At 70.2% G+C, this 16,152-nt stretch carries 18 protein-coding genes; 14 read left to right on the plus strand and 4 right to left on the minus strand.

All coding sequences use genetic code 11. From position 1 onward, the window contains the following. The first annotated feature begins 136 nt into the window (after positions 1-136). Together dapB and C9992_RS00015 are read left to right on the plus strand one after the other, a co-directional pair. On the plus strand, positions 137-952 hold the full coding sequence (gene dapB / locus C9992_RS00010) for a 4-hydroxy-tetrahydrodipicolinate reductase (RefSeq protein WP_106814544.1): 816 nt from the start codon (positions 137-139) through the stop codon (positions 950-952). Further along, the gene (locus C9992_RS00015; protein ID WP_106813577.1) at positions 949-1,395 is read left to right on the plus strand and encodes a tetratricopeptide repeat protein; all 447 of its coding nucleotides are present in this window, start codon (positions 949-951) and stop codon (positions 1,393-1,395) included. The genes dapB and C9992_RS00015 overlap by 4 nt, the downstream gene beginning before the upstream one ends. 39 nt (positions 1,396-1,434) lie before the next feature. Here the strand turns inward: C9992_RS00015 and C9992_RS00020 are convergent, their stop codons facing one another. The 4 genes from C9992_RS00020 to C9992_RS00035 form a co-directional block, all read right to left on the minus strand. Further along, positions 1,435-2,379: a TIGR01777 family oxidoreductase gene (locus C9992_RS00020; RefSeq protein ID WP_235007862.1), complete on the minus strand. Its 945-nt coding sequence runs from the start codon at positions 2,377-2,379 to the stop codon at positions 1,435-1,437. Beyond that, positions 2,372-2,797 (minus strand): OsmC family protein, encoded by a 426-nt coding sequence (locus C9992_RS00025; protein ID WP_106813578.1) that lies wholly within the window; start codon positions 2,795-2,797, stop codon positions 2,372-2,374. The genes C9992_RS00020 and C9992_RS00025 overlap by 8 nt, the downstream gene beginning before the upstream one ends. 101 nt (positions 2,798-2,898) lie before the next feature. After that, on the minus strand, positions 2,899-3,480 hold the full coding sequence (locus C9992_RS00030; protein ID WP_106813579.1) for a DUF4395 domain-containing protein: 582 nt from the start codon (positions 3,478-3,480) through the stop codon (positions 2,899-2,901). Further along, on the minus strand, positions 3,473-3,910 hold the full coding sequence (locus C9992_RS00035; protein ID WP_106813580.1) for a TlpA family protein disulfide reductase: 438 nt from the start codon (positions 3,908-3,910) through the stop codon (positions 3,473-3,475). The genes C9992_RS00030 and C9992_RS00035 overlap by 8 nt, the downstream gene beginning before the upstream one ends. 142 nt (positions 3,911-4,052) lie before the next feature. On the opposite strand from C9992_RS00035, the gene C9992_RS00040 reads away from it, so the two are divergent. From C9992_RS00040 to recA, 12 genes are all read left to right on the plus strand, one after another. Further along, a complete protein-coding gene (locus tag C9992_RS00040) occupies positions 4,053-4,862 on the plus strand; it encodes a thymidylate synthase (protein ID WP_106814546.1) in 810 nt (269 codons plus the stop codon). Next, positions 4,859-5,413 (plus strand): dihydrofolate reductase, encoded by a 555-nt coding sequence (locus tag C9992_RS00045; protein WP_106813581.1) that lies wholly within the window; start codon positions 4,859-4,861, stop codon positions 5,411-5,413. The genes C9992_RS00040 and C9992_RS00045 overlap by 4 nt, the downstream gene beginning before the upstream one ends. A gap of 10 nt (positions 5,414-5,423) precedes the next feature. Further along, positions 5,424-6,188 (plus strand): SDR family NAD(P)-dependent oxidoreductase, encoded by a 765-nt coding sequence (locus C9992_RS00050; protein ID WP_106813582.1) that lies wholly within the window; start codon positions 5,424-5,426, stop codon positions 6,186-6,188. Between the two features lie 51 nt (positions 6,189-6,239). Next, positions 6,240-7,217, plus strand: a complete 978-nt coding sequence (gene dapA, locus C9992_RS00055; RefSeq protein ID WP_106813583.1) for a 4-hydroxy-tetrahydrodipicolinate synthase — start codon at positions 6,240-6,242, stop codon at positions 7,215-7,217. 144 nt (positions 7,218-7,361) lie between these two features. After that, on the plus strand, positions 7,362-9,038 hold the full coding sequence (locus C9992_RS00060; RefSeq protein ID WP_106813584.1) for a ribonuclease J: 1,677 nt from the start codon (positions 7,362-7,364) through the stop codon (positions 9,036-9,038). Positions 9,039-9,168: 130 nt separating this feature from the next. Then, positions 9,169-9,603: a GNAT family N-acetyltransferase gene (locus C9992_RS00065; RefSeq protein ID WP_407662214.1), complete on the plus strand. Its 435-nt coding sequence runs from the start codon at positions 9,169-9,171 to the stop codon at positions 9,601-9,603. A gap of 76 nt (positions 9,604-9,679) precedes the next feature. Beyond that, entirely contained in the window at positions 9,680-12,424 is a 2,745-nt protein-coding gene (locus C9992_RS00070) for an FtsK/SpoIIIE family DNA translocase (protein ID WP_106813586.1), read from the plus strand. 52 nt (positions 12,425-12,476) lie between these two features. Further along, positions 12,477-13,049, plus strand: a complete 573-nt coding sequence (pgsA, locus tag C9992_RS00075) for a CDP-diacylglycerol--glycerol-3-phosphate 3-phosphatidyltransferase (protein ID WP_106813587.1) — start codon at positions 12,477-12,479, stop codon at positions 13,047-13,049. A gap of 35 nt (positions 13,050-13,084) precedes the next feature. Further along, positions 13,085-13,561 carry a CinA family protein gene (locus tag C9992_RS00080; protein WP_200826226.1) on the plus strand — a complete coding sequence of 159 codons (477 nt, stop codon included), beginning with the start codon at positions 13,085-13,087 and terminating at the stop codon, positions 13,559-13,561. 164 nt (positions 13,562-13,725) lie between these two features. Next, positions 13,726-14,034: a helix-turn-helix domain-containing protein gene (locus tag C9992_RS00085; RefSeq protein WP_106813589.1), complete on the plus strand. Its 309-nt coding sequence runs from the start codon at positions 13,726-13,728 to the stop codon at positions 14,032-14,034. A gap of 69 nt (positions 14,035-14,103) precedes the next feature. After that, positions 14,104-14,328, plus strand: coding sequence for a DUF3046 domain-containing protein (locus C9992_RS00090; protein ID WP_106813590.1), 225 nt, complete (start codon positions 14,104-14,106; stop codon positions 14,326-14,328). A 308-nt stretch (positions 14,329-14,636) separates the two neighbouring features. Beyond that, positions 14,637-15,692 (plus strand): recombinase RecA, encoded by a 1,056-nt coding sequence (gene recA / locus C9992_RS00095; RefSeq protein WP_106813591.1) that lies wholly within the window; start codon positions 14,637-14,639, stop codon positions 15,690-15,692. Positions 15,693-16,152: the final 460 nt, after the last annotated feature.

Consider the following 16,152-nt stretch of genomic DNA (forward strand, 5'->3'; position numbering starts at 1 on the left):
CTTCCCGTCGATCGAGATCGTGGAGGCGCACCGCGAGACGAAGGTCGATTCGCCCAGCGGCACCGCTGTCCGCACCGCGGAGCTGATCGCCGCCGCGCGCGAGGCGGTCGGGCCCGTCGAATCGCCGGATGGAAGCATGACGACACGCGTGGCCATCGTGGGCGGCACGGGCAAGCTCGGTGGGATCATCCGCGACGCCGTCCAGGCCGAGCCGGGGTTCGAGGTGTCCAGGGTGCTGTCGTCGCGGTCGCAGCTGGACGAGCTCGACGGCGCCGACCTCGTCGTCGACGCGTCGACGCCGGCCGTCTCCATCGATGTCGTCCGGGCGGCAATCGAGCGCGGCATCAACGTGCTCGTGGGAACATCGGGCTGGTCGGCGGAGCGCATCGCGCTGGTCCGCCCGCTCGTCGAGGCGGCGGGAACGGGTGCCGTGTTCATCCCGAACTTCTCGCTGGGCTCGGTCCTCGGCTCGGCGCTGGCCGCCGCGGCCGCACCGTTCTTCCCGTCGATCGAGATCGTGGAGGCGCACCGCGAGACGAAGGTCGATTCGCCCAGCGGCACCGCTGTCCGCACCGCGGAGCTGATCGCCGCCGCGCGCGAGGCGGTCGGGCCCGTCGAATCGCCGCACGTCGACCAGCGCGCCCGCGGGCAGCAGGTCGCGAGCGTGCCCATCCACTCGCTGCGACGCCCCGGCGTCATCGCGCGCCAGGAGACCATCCTCTCGGGTCCGGGGGAATCGCTCACCATCGTCCATGACACCGCGGAGCCCGCGCAGGCGTATGCCCCCGGCATCCGGCTGGCGCTGGCGGCCGCCCGCGACGCACGGGGAGTGATCGTCGGCCTGGACAGCCTGATCGACATCGGGATCGGGCGCCGCAGCGCGCCGTCCGAAGAGCCGCCGGTCGCCGAGGGCGGCGTGCCCGGGCAGGTCGCCCGCGCCACCGGCGCATGAGCGCGCGCATCGGCGTCGTCGTGATGACGGCGCTGCTCGCGCTGTACATCGTCCTCGTCGGACAGCGCGCGTGGCTGCTGATCGCCAGCGGCGACGGTGTGGCCGTGGCCATGGGCCTCGCGCTGGTGGTGCTCCCGCCCATCGCGGTGTGGGCGATCGGCCGCGAGCTGTGGTTCGGCGTACGCGCCCAGCGGCTGGGACGCCGGCTGGAGGCCGAGGGGGCGCTGCCGCAGGAAGAGGTCGCCGTGCGCCCCAGCGGACGGGTGCGCCGGGAGGACGCCGAGGCGCTGTTCCCCGCGTACCGTGCCGACGTCGAACGCGACCCCGGAGACTGGCGGGCGTGGTTCCGCCTGGGCCTCGCCTACGATGCGGCCGGCGACCGGCGCCGCGCTCGCGAGGCGGTGCGCACAGCCATCCGGCTCGAGAAGCAGCACCCCGCCTGATCGTTTCGGCCGGCGGTGCACGCGACGCGCTGTCGCGGGTCAGGATGCCGCGGGCACGGCCGCCGCGACGGCCTCCTCGACCGTGCGGTGCGTGAAGGCGAAGCCGGATGCCTCCAGAACGTCGGGCACGACGTGGGCGTCCGCCGTGAGGATCGCCTCCGTGGCGTCCGCCCCCAGCACGAGCTTCATCGCCCACACCGGCGCGCGCAGCAGGAACGGGCGGTTCAGACGCATGGCCACCGCGAATCCCAGGTCGTTGGCGGTCGCCCGTGTCGGCCCGGTCAGGTTCACGGGTCCCGTGATCCCCGCGTCGATCACATGCCGGATTCCACGCACCTCGTCCTCGAGTGAGATCCACGGCCAGACCTGCGTCCCGCGGCCGATGGGGCCGCCCAGGCCCAGCCGCGTGAGCAGGAGGAGCGGTTTCAAGACGCCGTCCGCGTGGACGACCGGGGCGGTGCGCACCACTGCCACCGGGGCATCCGGTCCCGCCGCGAACGCGGCAGCCTCCCACTCGCCGCACAGGTCCGCCAGGAACGACTCGCCGCGGGGGGAGTGTTCGCTGAGGCGCCGGCCCGGGGCTGAGCCGTAGTAGCCGACGGCCGAGGCCGACACGAGACGGGGCGCGTCCGTGCCGAGCTCGCGCAGGGCGCGCGCGAGCGCGCGCGTGGGGGTGATGCGCGACCACAGCAGCGTGCTCTTGTACGACGGCGTCCACGGGAATCGTCCGATGCTCGCGCCGTTGAGCCCGACGACGGCTTCGGCTCCGTCGAGCACGCCGGGATCCAGAGGTGCCGCCGTGGTGAGCCATTCCACCTCGTGCGCCGCGCGGGCCGGCCGGCGTACGAGCGTGGTCACCTCGATGCCGTCGGCACGCAGGCTCGCCACCAGCGCCGAGCCGATGAGCCCCGACGACCCGGCGACGACGACCCGGCGGGCCCGCAGACCCGCTCCGCCGTCGCCGGAGCTGCCGGGTTCAGGCAAGCGTCGCCTCGAGGGTGATCTCGATGCCGGCGAGCGCCTGCGAGACGGGGCATCCGGCCTTCGCCTCCTGGGCGATGCGCTCGAACTCCTCCGGGTCCAGACCGGGCACCACCGCGTTGACGTTGAGGTGGCTGCCGGTGATGCCGGTTCCCGGCTTGAACGTGACCGACGCGGTCGTGTCGATCGACTCCGGGGGAGTGCCGTTCTCGGCCAGGGCCAGGGAGAAGGCCATGCTGAAGCATGACGCGTGAGCGGCGGCGATGAGCTCCTCGGGGGTGGTGACCGACGTCGACCCCTCGCTGCGGGCCTTCCAATTGACGGGGAAGGTGCCCAGGCCCGACGACACGAGCGTGGTCTCGCCGGCTCCGTCGAACAGGCCGCCCTTCCAGGCGGTGGTTGCTTCGCTGGTGACGGTCATGGGAGGCCTCCTCGCTCGCGGCGCGCCCGCTTCCTGCAGGCGTCTCGCGTCAGCCTAATCGCGGGGGATGCCGCGCCGCGACGGGTTGCGCCACCGCGATGTCAAGCCGATGCGGGCCGCGTGCGGCCCACGATGCCGGCCCGCTGCAGCACGAGGTAGAGCTGGCAGCCGAGGCACAGTCCGAACGCGGCGTTGAGGAATGCCGCGACGAAGGCCGCAGCTGCGGCGACGACCAGCGCCCACGGCACGCCGCACAGGTGCAGCACGAGCCCGACGCTCACCACGAACAGGCCCACCCCCTGGGCGAATCGCGGCGGGCGTGGGTCCTCGCGCTCCTTCGGCGGAGCCAGCCGCGGCGCCACGACACGGCGGTAGAGGACGCCCCACGGCGCGGTCCGCGGCGACACGACGCCCCACAGGAACAGCAAGGCGATCACCACGAGGAGCAGGAACGCGGGGTCGAGGATGCGCTGCAACGGCGAGGCGAACGAGATGAGCCACGGTGCATCGCCGGCCGAGTACGCGAAATCCACGCCGCCGAACGATCCGAACAGCGGCGTCGCCCCGAACAGCCGTGCTGTCGACAGGCCGGTCAGGCCGAGGAACACGTCCACGAGCAGCAGGACGGAGGTGATGCCCGCGGCGAAGCGCGGCCCCCTGGGGTCGATGCCGCCGTCAGACATTGGCGTCCGCAGCGGTCAGCCGGTTCAGCTCCAGCTCGATGACGTCGCGTCCCGGGGTTCCGCCGAACCGAGTCTGGACGACCCCGTCGCGGTCGAGCACCAGCGTCGTCGGCGTCTGCAGCACGCGGAAGTGCTTGGCGATGTCGGGCCGGTGGGTCAGATCCACGTCCAGGTGCCGCACGCCGGGGTGGTCGTCGGCGATCGCCGCCAGCGTGCGATGCACACCGGGACAGCGGGCGCACATCTCCGTGCTGAACTGCAGCAGCGTCGCCACGTCGCCGAGTCCGTCGGCGCCGAGACGGTGCGGGTCGATCACCTCGTGATCGATGTCGCGACGCGCACGCGAGGGACGACGGGTGAGCAGAGCGCCGACGGCGAATGTCGCCACGAGCAGCGCGGCCAGTGAGATCAGGGCTCCGACCAGGGTCACAGCAGATCAGGCTAACCCTTTCCGGATGCGCGCGGGCCGGAAACGCGAAGATGACGTCCCCGCCGTAACACAGATCGGCGCGACGGCGGCCCCTCGGCGCGGGCTGGAGCCGGCGGCATCCCTCGCCGGTATCGTGGCAGCCGTGACGACGCCGATCCCGACTCCGTACGAAGACCTCCTGCGCGACGTGCTCGAACACGGGACCCACAAGGACGACCGCACCGGCACCGGGACCACGAGCGCCTTCGGCCGTCAGATCCGGTTCGACCTCTCGCAGGGCTTCCCGCTCATCACGACCAAGCGGGTCCACTTCAAATCCATCGCCTACGAGCTGCTGTGGTTCCTGCGAGGCGAGTCGAACGTCGCCTGGCTGCAGGAGAACGGTGTCACCATCTGGGACGAGTGGGCGGATGCCGAGGGCGAGCTGGGACCGGTCTACGGCGTCCAGTGGCGCTCCTGGCCGACACCCGCGGGGGAGCACATCGACCAGATCGCGCTCGTCGTGGACCAGATCCGGGCGAACCCCGACTCTCGACGGCTCATCGTGTCGGCGTGGAACCCGGCCGACATCCCCGACATGGCGCTTGCTCCCTGCCACGCGCTGTTCCAGTTCTACGTGGCCGACGGGCGGCTGTCGTGCCAGCTGTACCAGCGCAGTGCCGATCTCTTCCTCGGCGTGCCGTTCAACATCGCCTCCTACGCGCTGCTCACGCTCATGGTCGCGCAGCAGACCGGTCTGGAGCCCGGCGACTTCGTGTGGACCGGCGGCGACTGCCACATCTACGACAACCACCTCGAGCAGGTCCGCGAGCAGCTGACGCGGGAGCCCTATCCGTACCCGACCCTGCGGTTCGCGCGGAAGCCCGACTCCCTCTTCGACTACCGGTACGACGATTTCGTCCTCGAGGACTACCAGCACCGTCCGGCGATCCGTGGTGCCGTGGCGGTATGAGCTCGCCGCGGACGCAAGGCGACGAGCCGGTGCGCGCCGGTGGCATCGGCCTCATCTGGGCCGAGGCGGCGGGCGGGGTCATCGGGGCGGCGGGCGGCATGCCGTGGCACGTCCCGGAGGACCTGGCCCACTTCAAGACGGTCACTGCGGGAGCCTCCGTGGTCATGGGCCGGAAGACCTGGGATTCACTGCCGCCGCGCTTCCGCCCTCTGCCCGGCCGGCGCAACATCGTCGTGACCCGGAACGCCGCCTGGACGGCCGACGGTGCCGAGCGCACCGGGTCCCTCTCGGAGGCCCTGGGCCATGCGGCCGACGCGTCGAGCTCGCGGATCTGGGTGATCGGGGGCGGTGAGCTCTTCCGCGAGACCATCGACATGGCCGACGTGCTCGAGGTCACCGAACTCGATCTCGACGTGGCCGGTGACACCCTGGCCCCTGCCCGAGGCGGCTTCATCCTCGCCGCTGCGTCACCCGAGGAGGGCTGGGCGACGTCGGCCTCCGGCATCCGCTACCGGTTCCTGACCCTCGTTCGAGCGACCGGCGGCCAATAGGCTGGCCGCCATGGCGAAGACCGTACTGATCACCGGCGCGAGCTCCGGACTCGGCGCCGAGTACGCCCGCCAGCTCGCGGCGCGCGGAGCTCATCTGGTGCTCGTCGCCCGCGACCGCGCGGTGCTCGAAGACAACGCCGCGCAGCTGCGACGTGCCTACGGTGTCGAGGTCGAGATGCTCCCGGCCGACCTGCTCACGCCCCGGGAGCTCGAGAAGGTCGTGGCGCGCGTGGCCGACGAGTCGCGTCCCGTCGAGATGCTCGTCAACAACGCGGGATTCGGTCTGCCGCTGGCCTTCGAACGCAACGACATCTCGGACGAGGTCGATCATCTCCGACTGCATGTCGAGGTCCCGATGCTTCTGACGCACGCGGCACTGGGCCCGATGCTCGCGCGAGGTCACGGCCGCATCGTCAACATCGCGTCGGTGGCCGCGTTCATCCCCCGCTCCACCTACGGTGCGTGCAAGGGATGGCTGGTGAGCTTCAGCAGGTGGGCCAACGGTCGCTACGCGGGATCCGGGGTGACGGTCACGGCCGTCTGTCCGGGCTACACGCACACCGATTTCCACCACCGGATGGGTCTCCCACCGGGGGAGGAGGGCGTTCCCGCGGCGCTGTGGCTGGACGCACGCGCCGTCGTGCGGGACTCGCTGCGGGACGTCGCGCGCGGCGCGGCCGTATCGGTGCCATCCTTGCGCTACAAGCTCCTGACGGGGCTGGCACGGCTGGCACCCCCGTCGTGGGCGGCGCGCGTGGGCGAACGCGGACGGTGATCGCGCGGCTCAGACGCACGCCGGGGTGCGGCATCCCGATAACCTGAAGACATGACGCATACGGGCAACCCCTTCGGACAGGTGCTCGTCGCGCTCGTCACCCCCATGACGGCCGACGGCGAGGTCGACTGGCCCGCCGTCGAGAAGCACATCGACGACGTCATCACCGCCGGCGCCGACGGCATCGTCGTCACCGGCACCACCGGTGAGACGTCGACCCTCACCGACGCCGAGAAGATCCGTCTCGTCGAAGTCGGCAAGGATGTCGCGGCGGGGCGGGCGAAGATCATCACCGGTGGCGGATCGAACGAGACCGCCCATGCGATCGAGTTGTACAAGGCGAGTGAGAGGGCCGGCGCCGATGGCATCATGATCGTCACGCCGTACTACAACAAGCCCACGCAGGCGGGCATCCTCACGCATTTCCGGCTCGTCGCCGACGCGACCGATCTGCCCGTGATCCTCTACGACATCCCCGGTCGCACGGGCGTGCCGATCCGGTACGAGACGATCCTGCGCCTGGCCAAGCACCCCAACATCCTCGCGATCAAGGACGCCAAGGGCGACTTCAGCGAGGTGAGCCGCGTGCTCAACCAGACCGATCTCATGTACTTCTCCGGCGACGACGCCAACGTGCTGCCTCATCTCGCGATCGGCGCGACCGGCCTCATCGGCGTGACGGCGAACATCGCCGCGCAGCCGTACCGGGTGATCGTGGATGCCGTCAACCGGGGCGATCTGAAGGCCGCCACCGCCGCGCACATGCAGCTTGAGCCGCTGGTGCGTGCGGTCATGACCCACGTCCCCGGCACCGTGTCGGCGAAGTACATCCTGCACGGCCTCGGCCGCATCGGCAGCCCGCGCGTGCGGCTGCCGCTGGTCGGACCGGAGGAATGGGAAGCGGCGAAGATCGAGGACGAGCTCGCTCTGGTCCGCGAGGTCCCCGGCGCCGACTTCTCCAACTTCCGCCCCGACCGCAACGCCGCCGCCGGCGGCGCGCTGCCGAAGGTCTCCGGCACGACGAGATGACCACGACGCGTGCCGTGGCCGACGCCGGCGGCACGTGAGCGAGGACGCGCACGACCGCCGCAGCGAAACAGGCGGCGCACGAGAATCAGATGAGAGGGGCGCCGCCGCCGGCGGTGTGTCGAAATCGCCCTGAGGAGGCCGCACATGCCCACCACCCCGTACGATCCGCCGGAACTCGAGGCCGGGACGCTCCGGGTCATCCCCCTGGGCGGCCTCGGCGAGGTCGGCCGCAACATGACCGTGTTCGAGTACGGCGGCAAGCTGCTGGTCGTGGACTGCGGCGTGCTCTTCCCCGAGGAGCACCAGCCCGGCGTGGACCTCATCCTCCCGGACTTCGAGCCGATCAAGGATCGCCTCGACGACGTCGTCGGTGTCGTGCTCACCCACGGTCACGAAGACCACATCGGCGCCGTCCCGTACCTGCTCAAGCTCAAGAGCGACATCCCGCTCATCGGCTCGGGGCTCACGCTGGCCCTGACCGAGGCGAAGCTCAAGGAGCACAGGATCAAGCCCTACAGCCTCACGGTCGCCGAGGGCCAGCGCGAGAACCTCGGGCCCTTCGAGCTCGAGTTCGTCGCGGTGAACCACTCGATCCCCGATGCGCTCGCCGTGGCGATCCGGACGCCCGCCGGTCTGGTGCTCGCCACGGGCGACTTCAAGATGGACCAGCTGCCGCTGGACGGCCGGCTGACCGATCTGCGCGCGTTCGCGCGGCTGGGAGAGGAAGGCGTGGACCTGTTCCTCGTCGACTCGACCAACGCCGACGTCCCAGGCTTCACCCCGCTGGAGCGCTCGATCGGGCCCGTCCTCGACCAGGTGATCGGCAAGGCGCCGCGCCGCGTGATCGTGGCGAGCTTCTCCAGCCACGTGCACCGCGTGCAGCAGGTGCTGGACGCCGCCGCCGCCCACGGGCGCCGGGTCGCGCTGCTGGGCCGCAGCATGGTGCGCAACATGACGATCGCCGAAGAGCTCGGGTACCTGCACGTACCCGAAGGCGTGCTGATCGACTACAAGAAGGCGCGCGACCTGCCCGACGACCAGATCGTGTACATGTCGACGGGCTCGCAGGGAGAGCCGATGGCGGTGCTGAGCCGCATGGCGAATCTCGATCACGCGATCGAGCCCGGGCCCGGCGACACCGTGATCCTCGCCTCGAGCCTCATCCCCGGGAACGAGAACGCGGTGTACCGCGTGATCGACGGGCTCACAAAGCTCGGCGCCAACGTCGTGCACAAGGGGAACGCCAAGGTGCACGTGTCGGGTCACGCCGCCGCCGGCGAGCTGCTGTACTGCTACAACATCCTGAAGCCGCGTAACGTGCTGCCGGTGCACGGCGAGTACCGGCACCTGATGGCCAACGCCCGGCTCGCGCAGGACACCGGGATCGCCGCAGAGCGCACGCTGCTCGGCGAGAACGGGACCGTCATCGACCTGAAGGGCGGCGACGCGCGCGTCGTCGGCCAGCTGGACCTCGGCTTCGTGTACGTCGACGGGTCCACCGTCGGCGAGATCACGGACGCCGACCTCAAGGATCGCCGCATCCTCGGCGAAGAGGGCTTCATCTCGGTGATCGTCGTCGTGGACGCCTCGACCGGCAAGGTGATCTCGGGCCCAGAGGTGCACGCGCGGGGCTTCGCCGAGGATGCCGCGGTGTTCGAAGACGTGAAGCCGAAGATCGCGGCGGCGCTGGCCGAAGCCGCCAAGTCCGGGGTGCGGGACCAGCACGCCCTCTCGCAGGTCGTGCGCCGGACCATCGGCCGCTGGGTCAACCAGTCGCTGCGCCGCCGTCCCATGATCGTTCCGCTCGTGATCGAGGCGTGACGAGCGGCCGACTCCGCCGGGCCGGATCGCGCGTCATCGCCCCGTAACACACCCGCCGTACCATCGCCCCGTGGCTTCCACGTTCCGCCTCCGCCCCGCCGTGCCCGCAGACGGCGCGTTCCTGGGCGACATGGTGGTCGAGGCGGCGAACTGGCGGCAGGGTGCCGCGCGCCCCCGTCACGAGGTGATCGGCGGAGCCGATCACCGGCGCTATGTCGCGGGCTGGATGCGGCCCGGCGACGCCGGATTCATCGCTGAGGCCACCGCCGGTGGGCTGGTGGGTGCGGCGTGGTACCGCCTGCTGCCGCGCGACGAGCCGGGGTTCGGGTATGTCGGGACGGGGGTGCCCGAGTTGATCATCGGCGTGCGCCCGATCTGGCGGGCCCACGGCGTCGGTCGCGCCCTCCTGCAGGAACTGTGCGACCACGCCCGCGCGCAGGGGCACGCCCGCATCAGCCTGAGCGTGGAGCGCGGCAACTTCGCGGCGACCCTGTACCGGAGCGAGGGCTTCGCGGTGGTCCGCAGCGGCGTCGGCCGGGACACGATGGTCAAGCGCCTGCGCTGACCTCGTGCCGCGCGGTGTGTCCGTCGCGGCGGCGTGGTTGGCCGGAAATGTCGGGCGCGCGGCCTACCGTGGGGGGATGGCCAGGAGCACAAGCCCGACCAAGGGATCGCGCGCGTCCTCGAGCACGCCGTCGAGTGGACGCTCCGCCGCGGCGTCGTCCGGTGCACGCAAATCCGGCGGTGCGAAGCCCGCCCCGGCCCCCAAGCGCTATGTCGGCGAACCGGATCGTCCACCGTTCCTCACACGCGCCTGGCTCGGTCTGGCCCACGCCGTGGGGGGCCTCTTCCGTGCATTCGGGCCCGAGACCCTCGAGAAGGATCAGCGGCGCGACGGCTTCCCGCTGCTGCTCGTGCTGCTGGCGGTCGCCGGCGCGGTCAACGAGTGGTTCTTCATCGGCAACGAGGTCGCCGCAGGGATCAGCGCATTCACGGTCGGCGGTCTGCTGGGCCGCGAGGCCTTCGTGCTCCCGGTGCTCCTCCTCATGCTCGCCGGCTGGATGTTCCGGCACCCGTCCTCCGTCCACGACAACGGCCGCGTGGGCATCGGCTTCGGTCTTCTCATCGTCACGATCGCCGGTTTCTGTCACGTCGCCGGCGGCAGGCCCCAGCCCAGTGAAGGCCTGCCCGCACTGAGCCAGGCGGGTGGCTTGTTCGGATGGATGCTGGGGGAGCCGCTCGCACTCGTCCTCACGGATGTCGGCGCCTACGTCGTGCTGGCGCTGCTGGCCGTGCTCAGCATCCTCATCATCAGCAAGACCCCACCCAACCGCATCGGTCGCCGGCTGGGCGAGCTGTATGCCTGGATGTTCGGCACCGAGCCGCGCGAAGAGGCGTCCGCCGCCGGCACCGCCGATGCCGCCGCGGACGATGCCGACGACGACGGCGATCCGTCGCTGCCGTGGTGGCGACGCAACAAGACGGGCCGCGAGAAGGACCCGGAGGGCGAGCTGGGCTCGCAGGATCTGACCGAACTGCTTCCCCCCGGCTCCACGCAGGGCGGGTTCGAACAGGCGATCGCGCCGTCGGTCCCCCCGCCTGCCGTCACGACCGACGCGCTCACCGAGATCATCGATCCCTCCGTCCTGTCGGCAGCGAAGGCGGCCACCACCTCTCACACGTCGCTGCGCGACGACGCGGAGGTCGTCGAAGACGACGGGACCCTGCCCGGTCTCGACGGCATCGGCTCGTCCGAGTCGTTCGACTCGCCGTCGGCGCCGTACCGCTTGCCGTCCGTGAACGCGCTCGCCGCCGGCACGCCGCACGTGGCCCGGTCGCAGGCCAACGACGACACGGTGCGCGCGATCACGAGCGTCCTCGAGCAGTTCAAGGTGGACGCCCGGGTCACCGGGTTCTCGCGCGGCCCGACCGTGACGCAGTACGAGATCGAGGTCGGCCCCGGCGTGAAGGTCGAGCGCATCACCGCGCTCACCAACAACATCGCCTACGCGGTCGCCTCGAACGAGGTGCGCATCCTCGCCCCGATCCCCGGCAAGAGCGCCATCGGCGTCGAGATCCCCAACACCGACCGCGAGATCGTCACGCTCGGTGACGTGCTGCGCTCCGCCGCCGCGACTTCGCAGACGCACCCGATGACGATCGGTGTCGGCAAGGATGTCGGCGGGGGGTACGTCGTGGCGAACCTCGCCAAGATGCCGCACCTGCTGGTGGCCGGCTCCACCGGCTCCGGAAAGTCGAGCTTCGTCAACTCGATGATCACGAGCCTGCTGATGCGCGCCAAACCCGCCGATGTGCGCATGGTGCTGATCGACCCCAAGCGCGTGGAACTCACGTCGTACGCGGGTGTGCCCCACCTCATCACGCCCATCATCACGAACCCGAAGAAAGCCGCCGAGGCGCTGCAGTGGGTCGTGAAAGAGATGGACATGCGGTACGACGACCTGGCGTCCTTCGGATTCCGTCACATCGACGACTTCAACAAGGCCGTCGTCGCGGGCGAGATCACCCTTCCTCCGGGCAGTGAGCGGGTGCTCAAGCCCTACCCCTACCTCCTTGTCGTGGTCGACGAGCTCGCCGACCTCATGATGGTCGCCCCCCGCGACGTCGAGGACTCGATCGTGCGTATCACGCAGCTGGCCCGGGCCAGCGGCATCCATCTCGTGCTGGCGACCCAGCGACCCTCCGTCGACGTGGTCACCGGTCTCATCAAGGCCAACGTGCCCTCGCGCCTCGCGTTCGCGGTGACCAGCGTCACCGACTCCCGGGTGATTCTGGATCAGCCCGGCGCCGACCGGCTGATCGGTCAGGGCGACGGGTTGTTCCTGCCCATGGGCGCGTCCAAGGCGCTCCGCGTGCAGGGCGCTTGGGTCAGCGAGCAGGAGATCGAGACTGTCGTCAAGCACGTCACGGCGCAGGCCCGCCCCGAATACCGTGCAGACGTGCAGGCCGCCGCCGAGAAGAAGGAGATCGACGCCGACATCGGCGACGACCTCGAGCTGCTGCTCGCGGCTGCCGAGCTCGTGGTGTCCAGCCAGTTCGGATCCACCTCGATGCTTCAGCGCAAGCTCCGGGTGGGGTTCGCCAAGGCCGGCCGCCTCATGGACCTGCTCGAATCCCGCGAGATCGTCGGACCCTCCGAGGGCTCCAAGGCGCGCGACGTGCTCGTCACCGTCGAACAGCTGCCCACGGTGCTGGCGAGACTGCGCGGCGAGGACGTGCCGGATGCCCCGGCTGCGGCATCCGCACCGGCCGCCGGCGACGACCCGTACGGGCCGGACGCGGTCGCCGCGCAGTACGACGGCTACCCGGTGGTCGACGGCGATGAGGGATCCGAGGATGCCTGGGGCCTGACCGGGCGGGACTGACCACCGTCGCGGTGGTGATGGCGTGCCGCGTGGCGCCGATAGGCTCGTGCTCATGGCGATCCCGAGGCAGCTGCCGAACGCGATCACGATCGTGCGCATCCTGTGCGCGCCGGTGTTCCTCTGGATGCTGCTGGCGGACGGGGGAGCGGACGGCCCGCTGCGGTGGTGGGCGGCCGTGCTGTTCATCGTGGCGATCGCCACCGACGGCGTCGACGGCTACCTGGCCCGCAAGAACGACATCGTCTCCGACCTCGGCAAGCTGCTCGACCCGATCGCCGACAAGGTGCTCACCGGTTTCGCGTTCATCGGTCTGTCGATCCTGGGGGAGCTGCCCTGGTGGATCACCGTCGTCGTCCTCGTGCGCGAAGTGGGCATCACTGTCTACCGGCTGATCGTCGTCAGCGACCATGTGCTGGCCGCCGCCTGGATGGGCAAGCTGAAGACGCTCGCACAGGGCATCGCGCTCTCGCTGGCGCTGCTGCCGCTGTGGACGCTCGTCGGCGACGGGATCTTCTGGGTCAACGGCATCACGATGACGATCGCGGTGATCCTCACGATCGCCAGCGGCATCGACTACGTCGTCACCGAGGTGCGGGGCGCCCGGGCGAAGCGGAGGAACGCGTGACCGACCTCGCGCCAGGAGGAGGTGCGGCGGAGGGCATCGGCTCACCGCTCACCGGAACCGCCGCCGAGGTGCTCCGCGCCCTCGAGGTGCGCGGATGGTCGATCGCGGCGGCAGAGTCGCTCACGGGGGGCCGCGTGACCGCCGCCCTCGTCGACGTGCCGGGTGCGTCCGCTCGCGTTCGTGGCGGCATCGTCGCGTACGCCACCGACCTGAAATCCAGCGCGCTGGGGGTCGAGACCGACCTCCTCGCCGCACGCGGCGCCGTCGATCCCACGGTGGCCGAGCAGATGGCTCAGGGAGTGCGCCGGGTCCTCCGCTCCGACGTCGGGCTGGCCACGACGGGCGTCGCGGGGCCCGACCCGCAGGACGGACACCCCGTGGGCACCGTCCACATCGCCGTCGCGACGCCGGAGACGGCGATCGTCTCGACCCTCGCCCTGTCGGGGACCCGCGATCAGATCCGCACACAGACGGTGCAGCGCGTCCTCGAGCTGGCGCTCACGCTCCTCTGAGTCGGCGACCTTCTCGTGCTGGCGGGAACAGACGGTGTTTCGTCTCGGTTACATTCGGTGATTCCCACCCATTGCCCAGTTCTCGGGTTTAGATTGACATCAGCAGGTGATGTACTGTTGTCCACCCGGACGACGGCGGAATCGGAAGTGAAGGAGGGGGCCCGATGATCCTGGTACGTCAAGAGATCGGCGAAGTGCTTCGTGATTTCCGCCAGCAGAAGGGTCGCACCCTCCGGCAGGTGGCCAGCCGCGCAAGCGTCGCGCTGGGCTACCTGAGCGAGGTGGAGCGCGGTCAGAAGGAGGCCTCGAGCGAGATCCTCGCCTCGGTGGCCGAGGCGCTCGACGTTCCGATCTCGACCATCATGCGAGAAGTCGGCGACCGCATCTCGGTCCTCGAGGGGCTGCAGACGTTCCCGGACGTCGTCCCCGAGGATCTCATGGCATCGGTGGACGCCGAGCTGTCGCTGCGCTGATCCTTCGAACCGCGCGGATCGCCGTGCGCCGCCGTGCCCGACGAGAGAGTTCAGGAACCGTCCACCGCCATGCGCCGCAGTGAATTCCATCGCGCCGTCGCCGACGAGTTCGGCGCGCGAGCGAATGCCGTGGTGACGGATCTGGTCCTCTCGCGGGTCGGCGGGCGCACCGCCGCGGACGCCATCGCGGCGGGCTTCGACCCTCGGGAGGTCTGGCTCGCGCTGTGCGAGGAGCTCGACGTGCCGCCCGAGCGCCGATACGGCGTCGGCCGGCTCGAACCGCGCCGGCGCTGACCGCTCCGCCGCATCGCGGCGTGCCATCGTCCTGCGATACGGCTCCTTCGTCGCCTCCTCAGGAACCGGATCGTGCCGCTCCCACGGCGTGTCATCGAACGAGTGTTCGATATCCGCGTAGGCTCCTGCACAGCAGGTGTCGAGAACGTGTTTTCCACGGGATGGCGAGGATTCAAGACGGATGTCGGAGCCCCCGCCTAACGTGAACCACGTCGAACGACACCACACGCCTTGTCGCAGCATCCTTCCCACCGGGGCCGGAGCGCGACAGCCTACAGGCGACGGAATGCGAGCATAAGGAGCACGCCATGCCATCACCCGCTGACCGCGAGAAGGCCCTCGAGTCGGCTCTCGCCCAGATCGACCGGCAGTTCGGGAAGGGCTCGGTGATGCGCCTCGGCAGCGACGAGCGTGCTCCCGTCGAGGTCATTCCCACCGGCTCGATCGCCCTCGACGTCGCGCTCGGCGTCGGCGGACTCCCGCGCGGACGCATCATCGAGATCTACGGTCCGGAGTCGTCGGGTAAGACGACTCTTACCCTCCACGCGATCGCCAATGTGCAGCGCGCCGGCGGCATCGCCGCATTCATCGACGCGGAGCATGCGCTCGACCCCGACTACGCGCAGAAGCTCGGCGTCGACATCGACCAGCTTCTGGTGTCCCAGCCCGACACCGGTGAGCAGGCGCTCGAGATCGCCGACATGCTGATCCGTTCCGGTGCGATCGACCTCGTCGTCATCGACTCGGTCGCGGCCCTCGTTCCGAAGGCCGAGATCGAGGGCGAGATGGGTGATTCCCACGTGGGTCTGCAGGCGCGCCTCATGTCGCAGGCTCTCCGCAAGCTGACCGGTGGGCTCAACCAGACCAAGACCACCGCGATCTTCATCAACCAGCTTCGCGAGAAGATCGGTGTCTTCTTCGGCTCGCCCGAAACCACGGCGGGCGGTAAGGCGCTGAAGTTCTACGCCTCCGTGCGCCTCGACATCCGTCGCATCGAGACCCTCAAGGACGGCGCTGAGGCGGTCGGAAACCGCACACGGGTCAAGGTCGTCAAGAACAAGATGGCCCCGCCGTTCAAGCAGGCCGAGTTCGACATCCTGTACGGCGTGGGCATCTCGCGCGAGGGCAGTCTGATCGACTTCGGCGTGGAACACGGCATCGTCAAGAAGTCGGGTGCGTGGTACACCTACGACGGCGAGCAGCTCGGTCAGGGCAAAGAGAACGCCCGCAACTTCCTCATCAAGAACGAGGATGTCGCGGCCGAGATCGAATCGAAGATCAAGACGAAGCTCGGCATCGGCGTGCCCCGCGGCGCGGTCGAGGGTGCTGTCGAAGACGAGCTGGCGGCGCGTCGCCCGGCCTGATGGTCCGTGTTTCGACGGAGCTCAACAACCGGGGTGAGCTGTGAGCGGGGACGAGTCCGACGTGGGTTCCGACGACGGACTCGCCCCCGTGATCCCGCTCTTCGGTGATCACGAAGCCGCGGAGTACCCTCGCACGCGCGACGAAACCCAGCGAGAGCTCCAACGCCGGCTGTCAGGGCGAGGGCCGTCGCATCGCGGCGACCAGGCCTCTTCGCCGACGAATCTCCCGTCCGGCTCTCCGCGGGCGGGAGAGACGGACTGGCGGACGGAATGGGATGAGGATCCGGAGGTCGCCGAGATCACTTCGGGGCGTGACACCGCGAACCCTCCCCGCCGTCGGCGATCCGAAGCCGGCACCGGTTCCGGCCGACGTGCGGCGCGAGGAGGGCGGGACGAGGCTGATCCTGTCGCCGCGGCCGAGAGCGGTCTGCTGAAGAAGCTGCGGACTCGGCAGCTCTCG

This window comes from Microbacterium timonense, assembly GCF_900292075.1.
Classification (GTDB): Bacteria; Actinomycetota; Actinomycetes; order Actinomycetales; family Microbacteriaceae; genus Microbacterium; species Microbacterium timonense.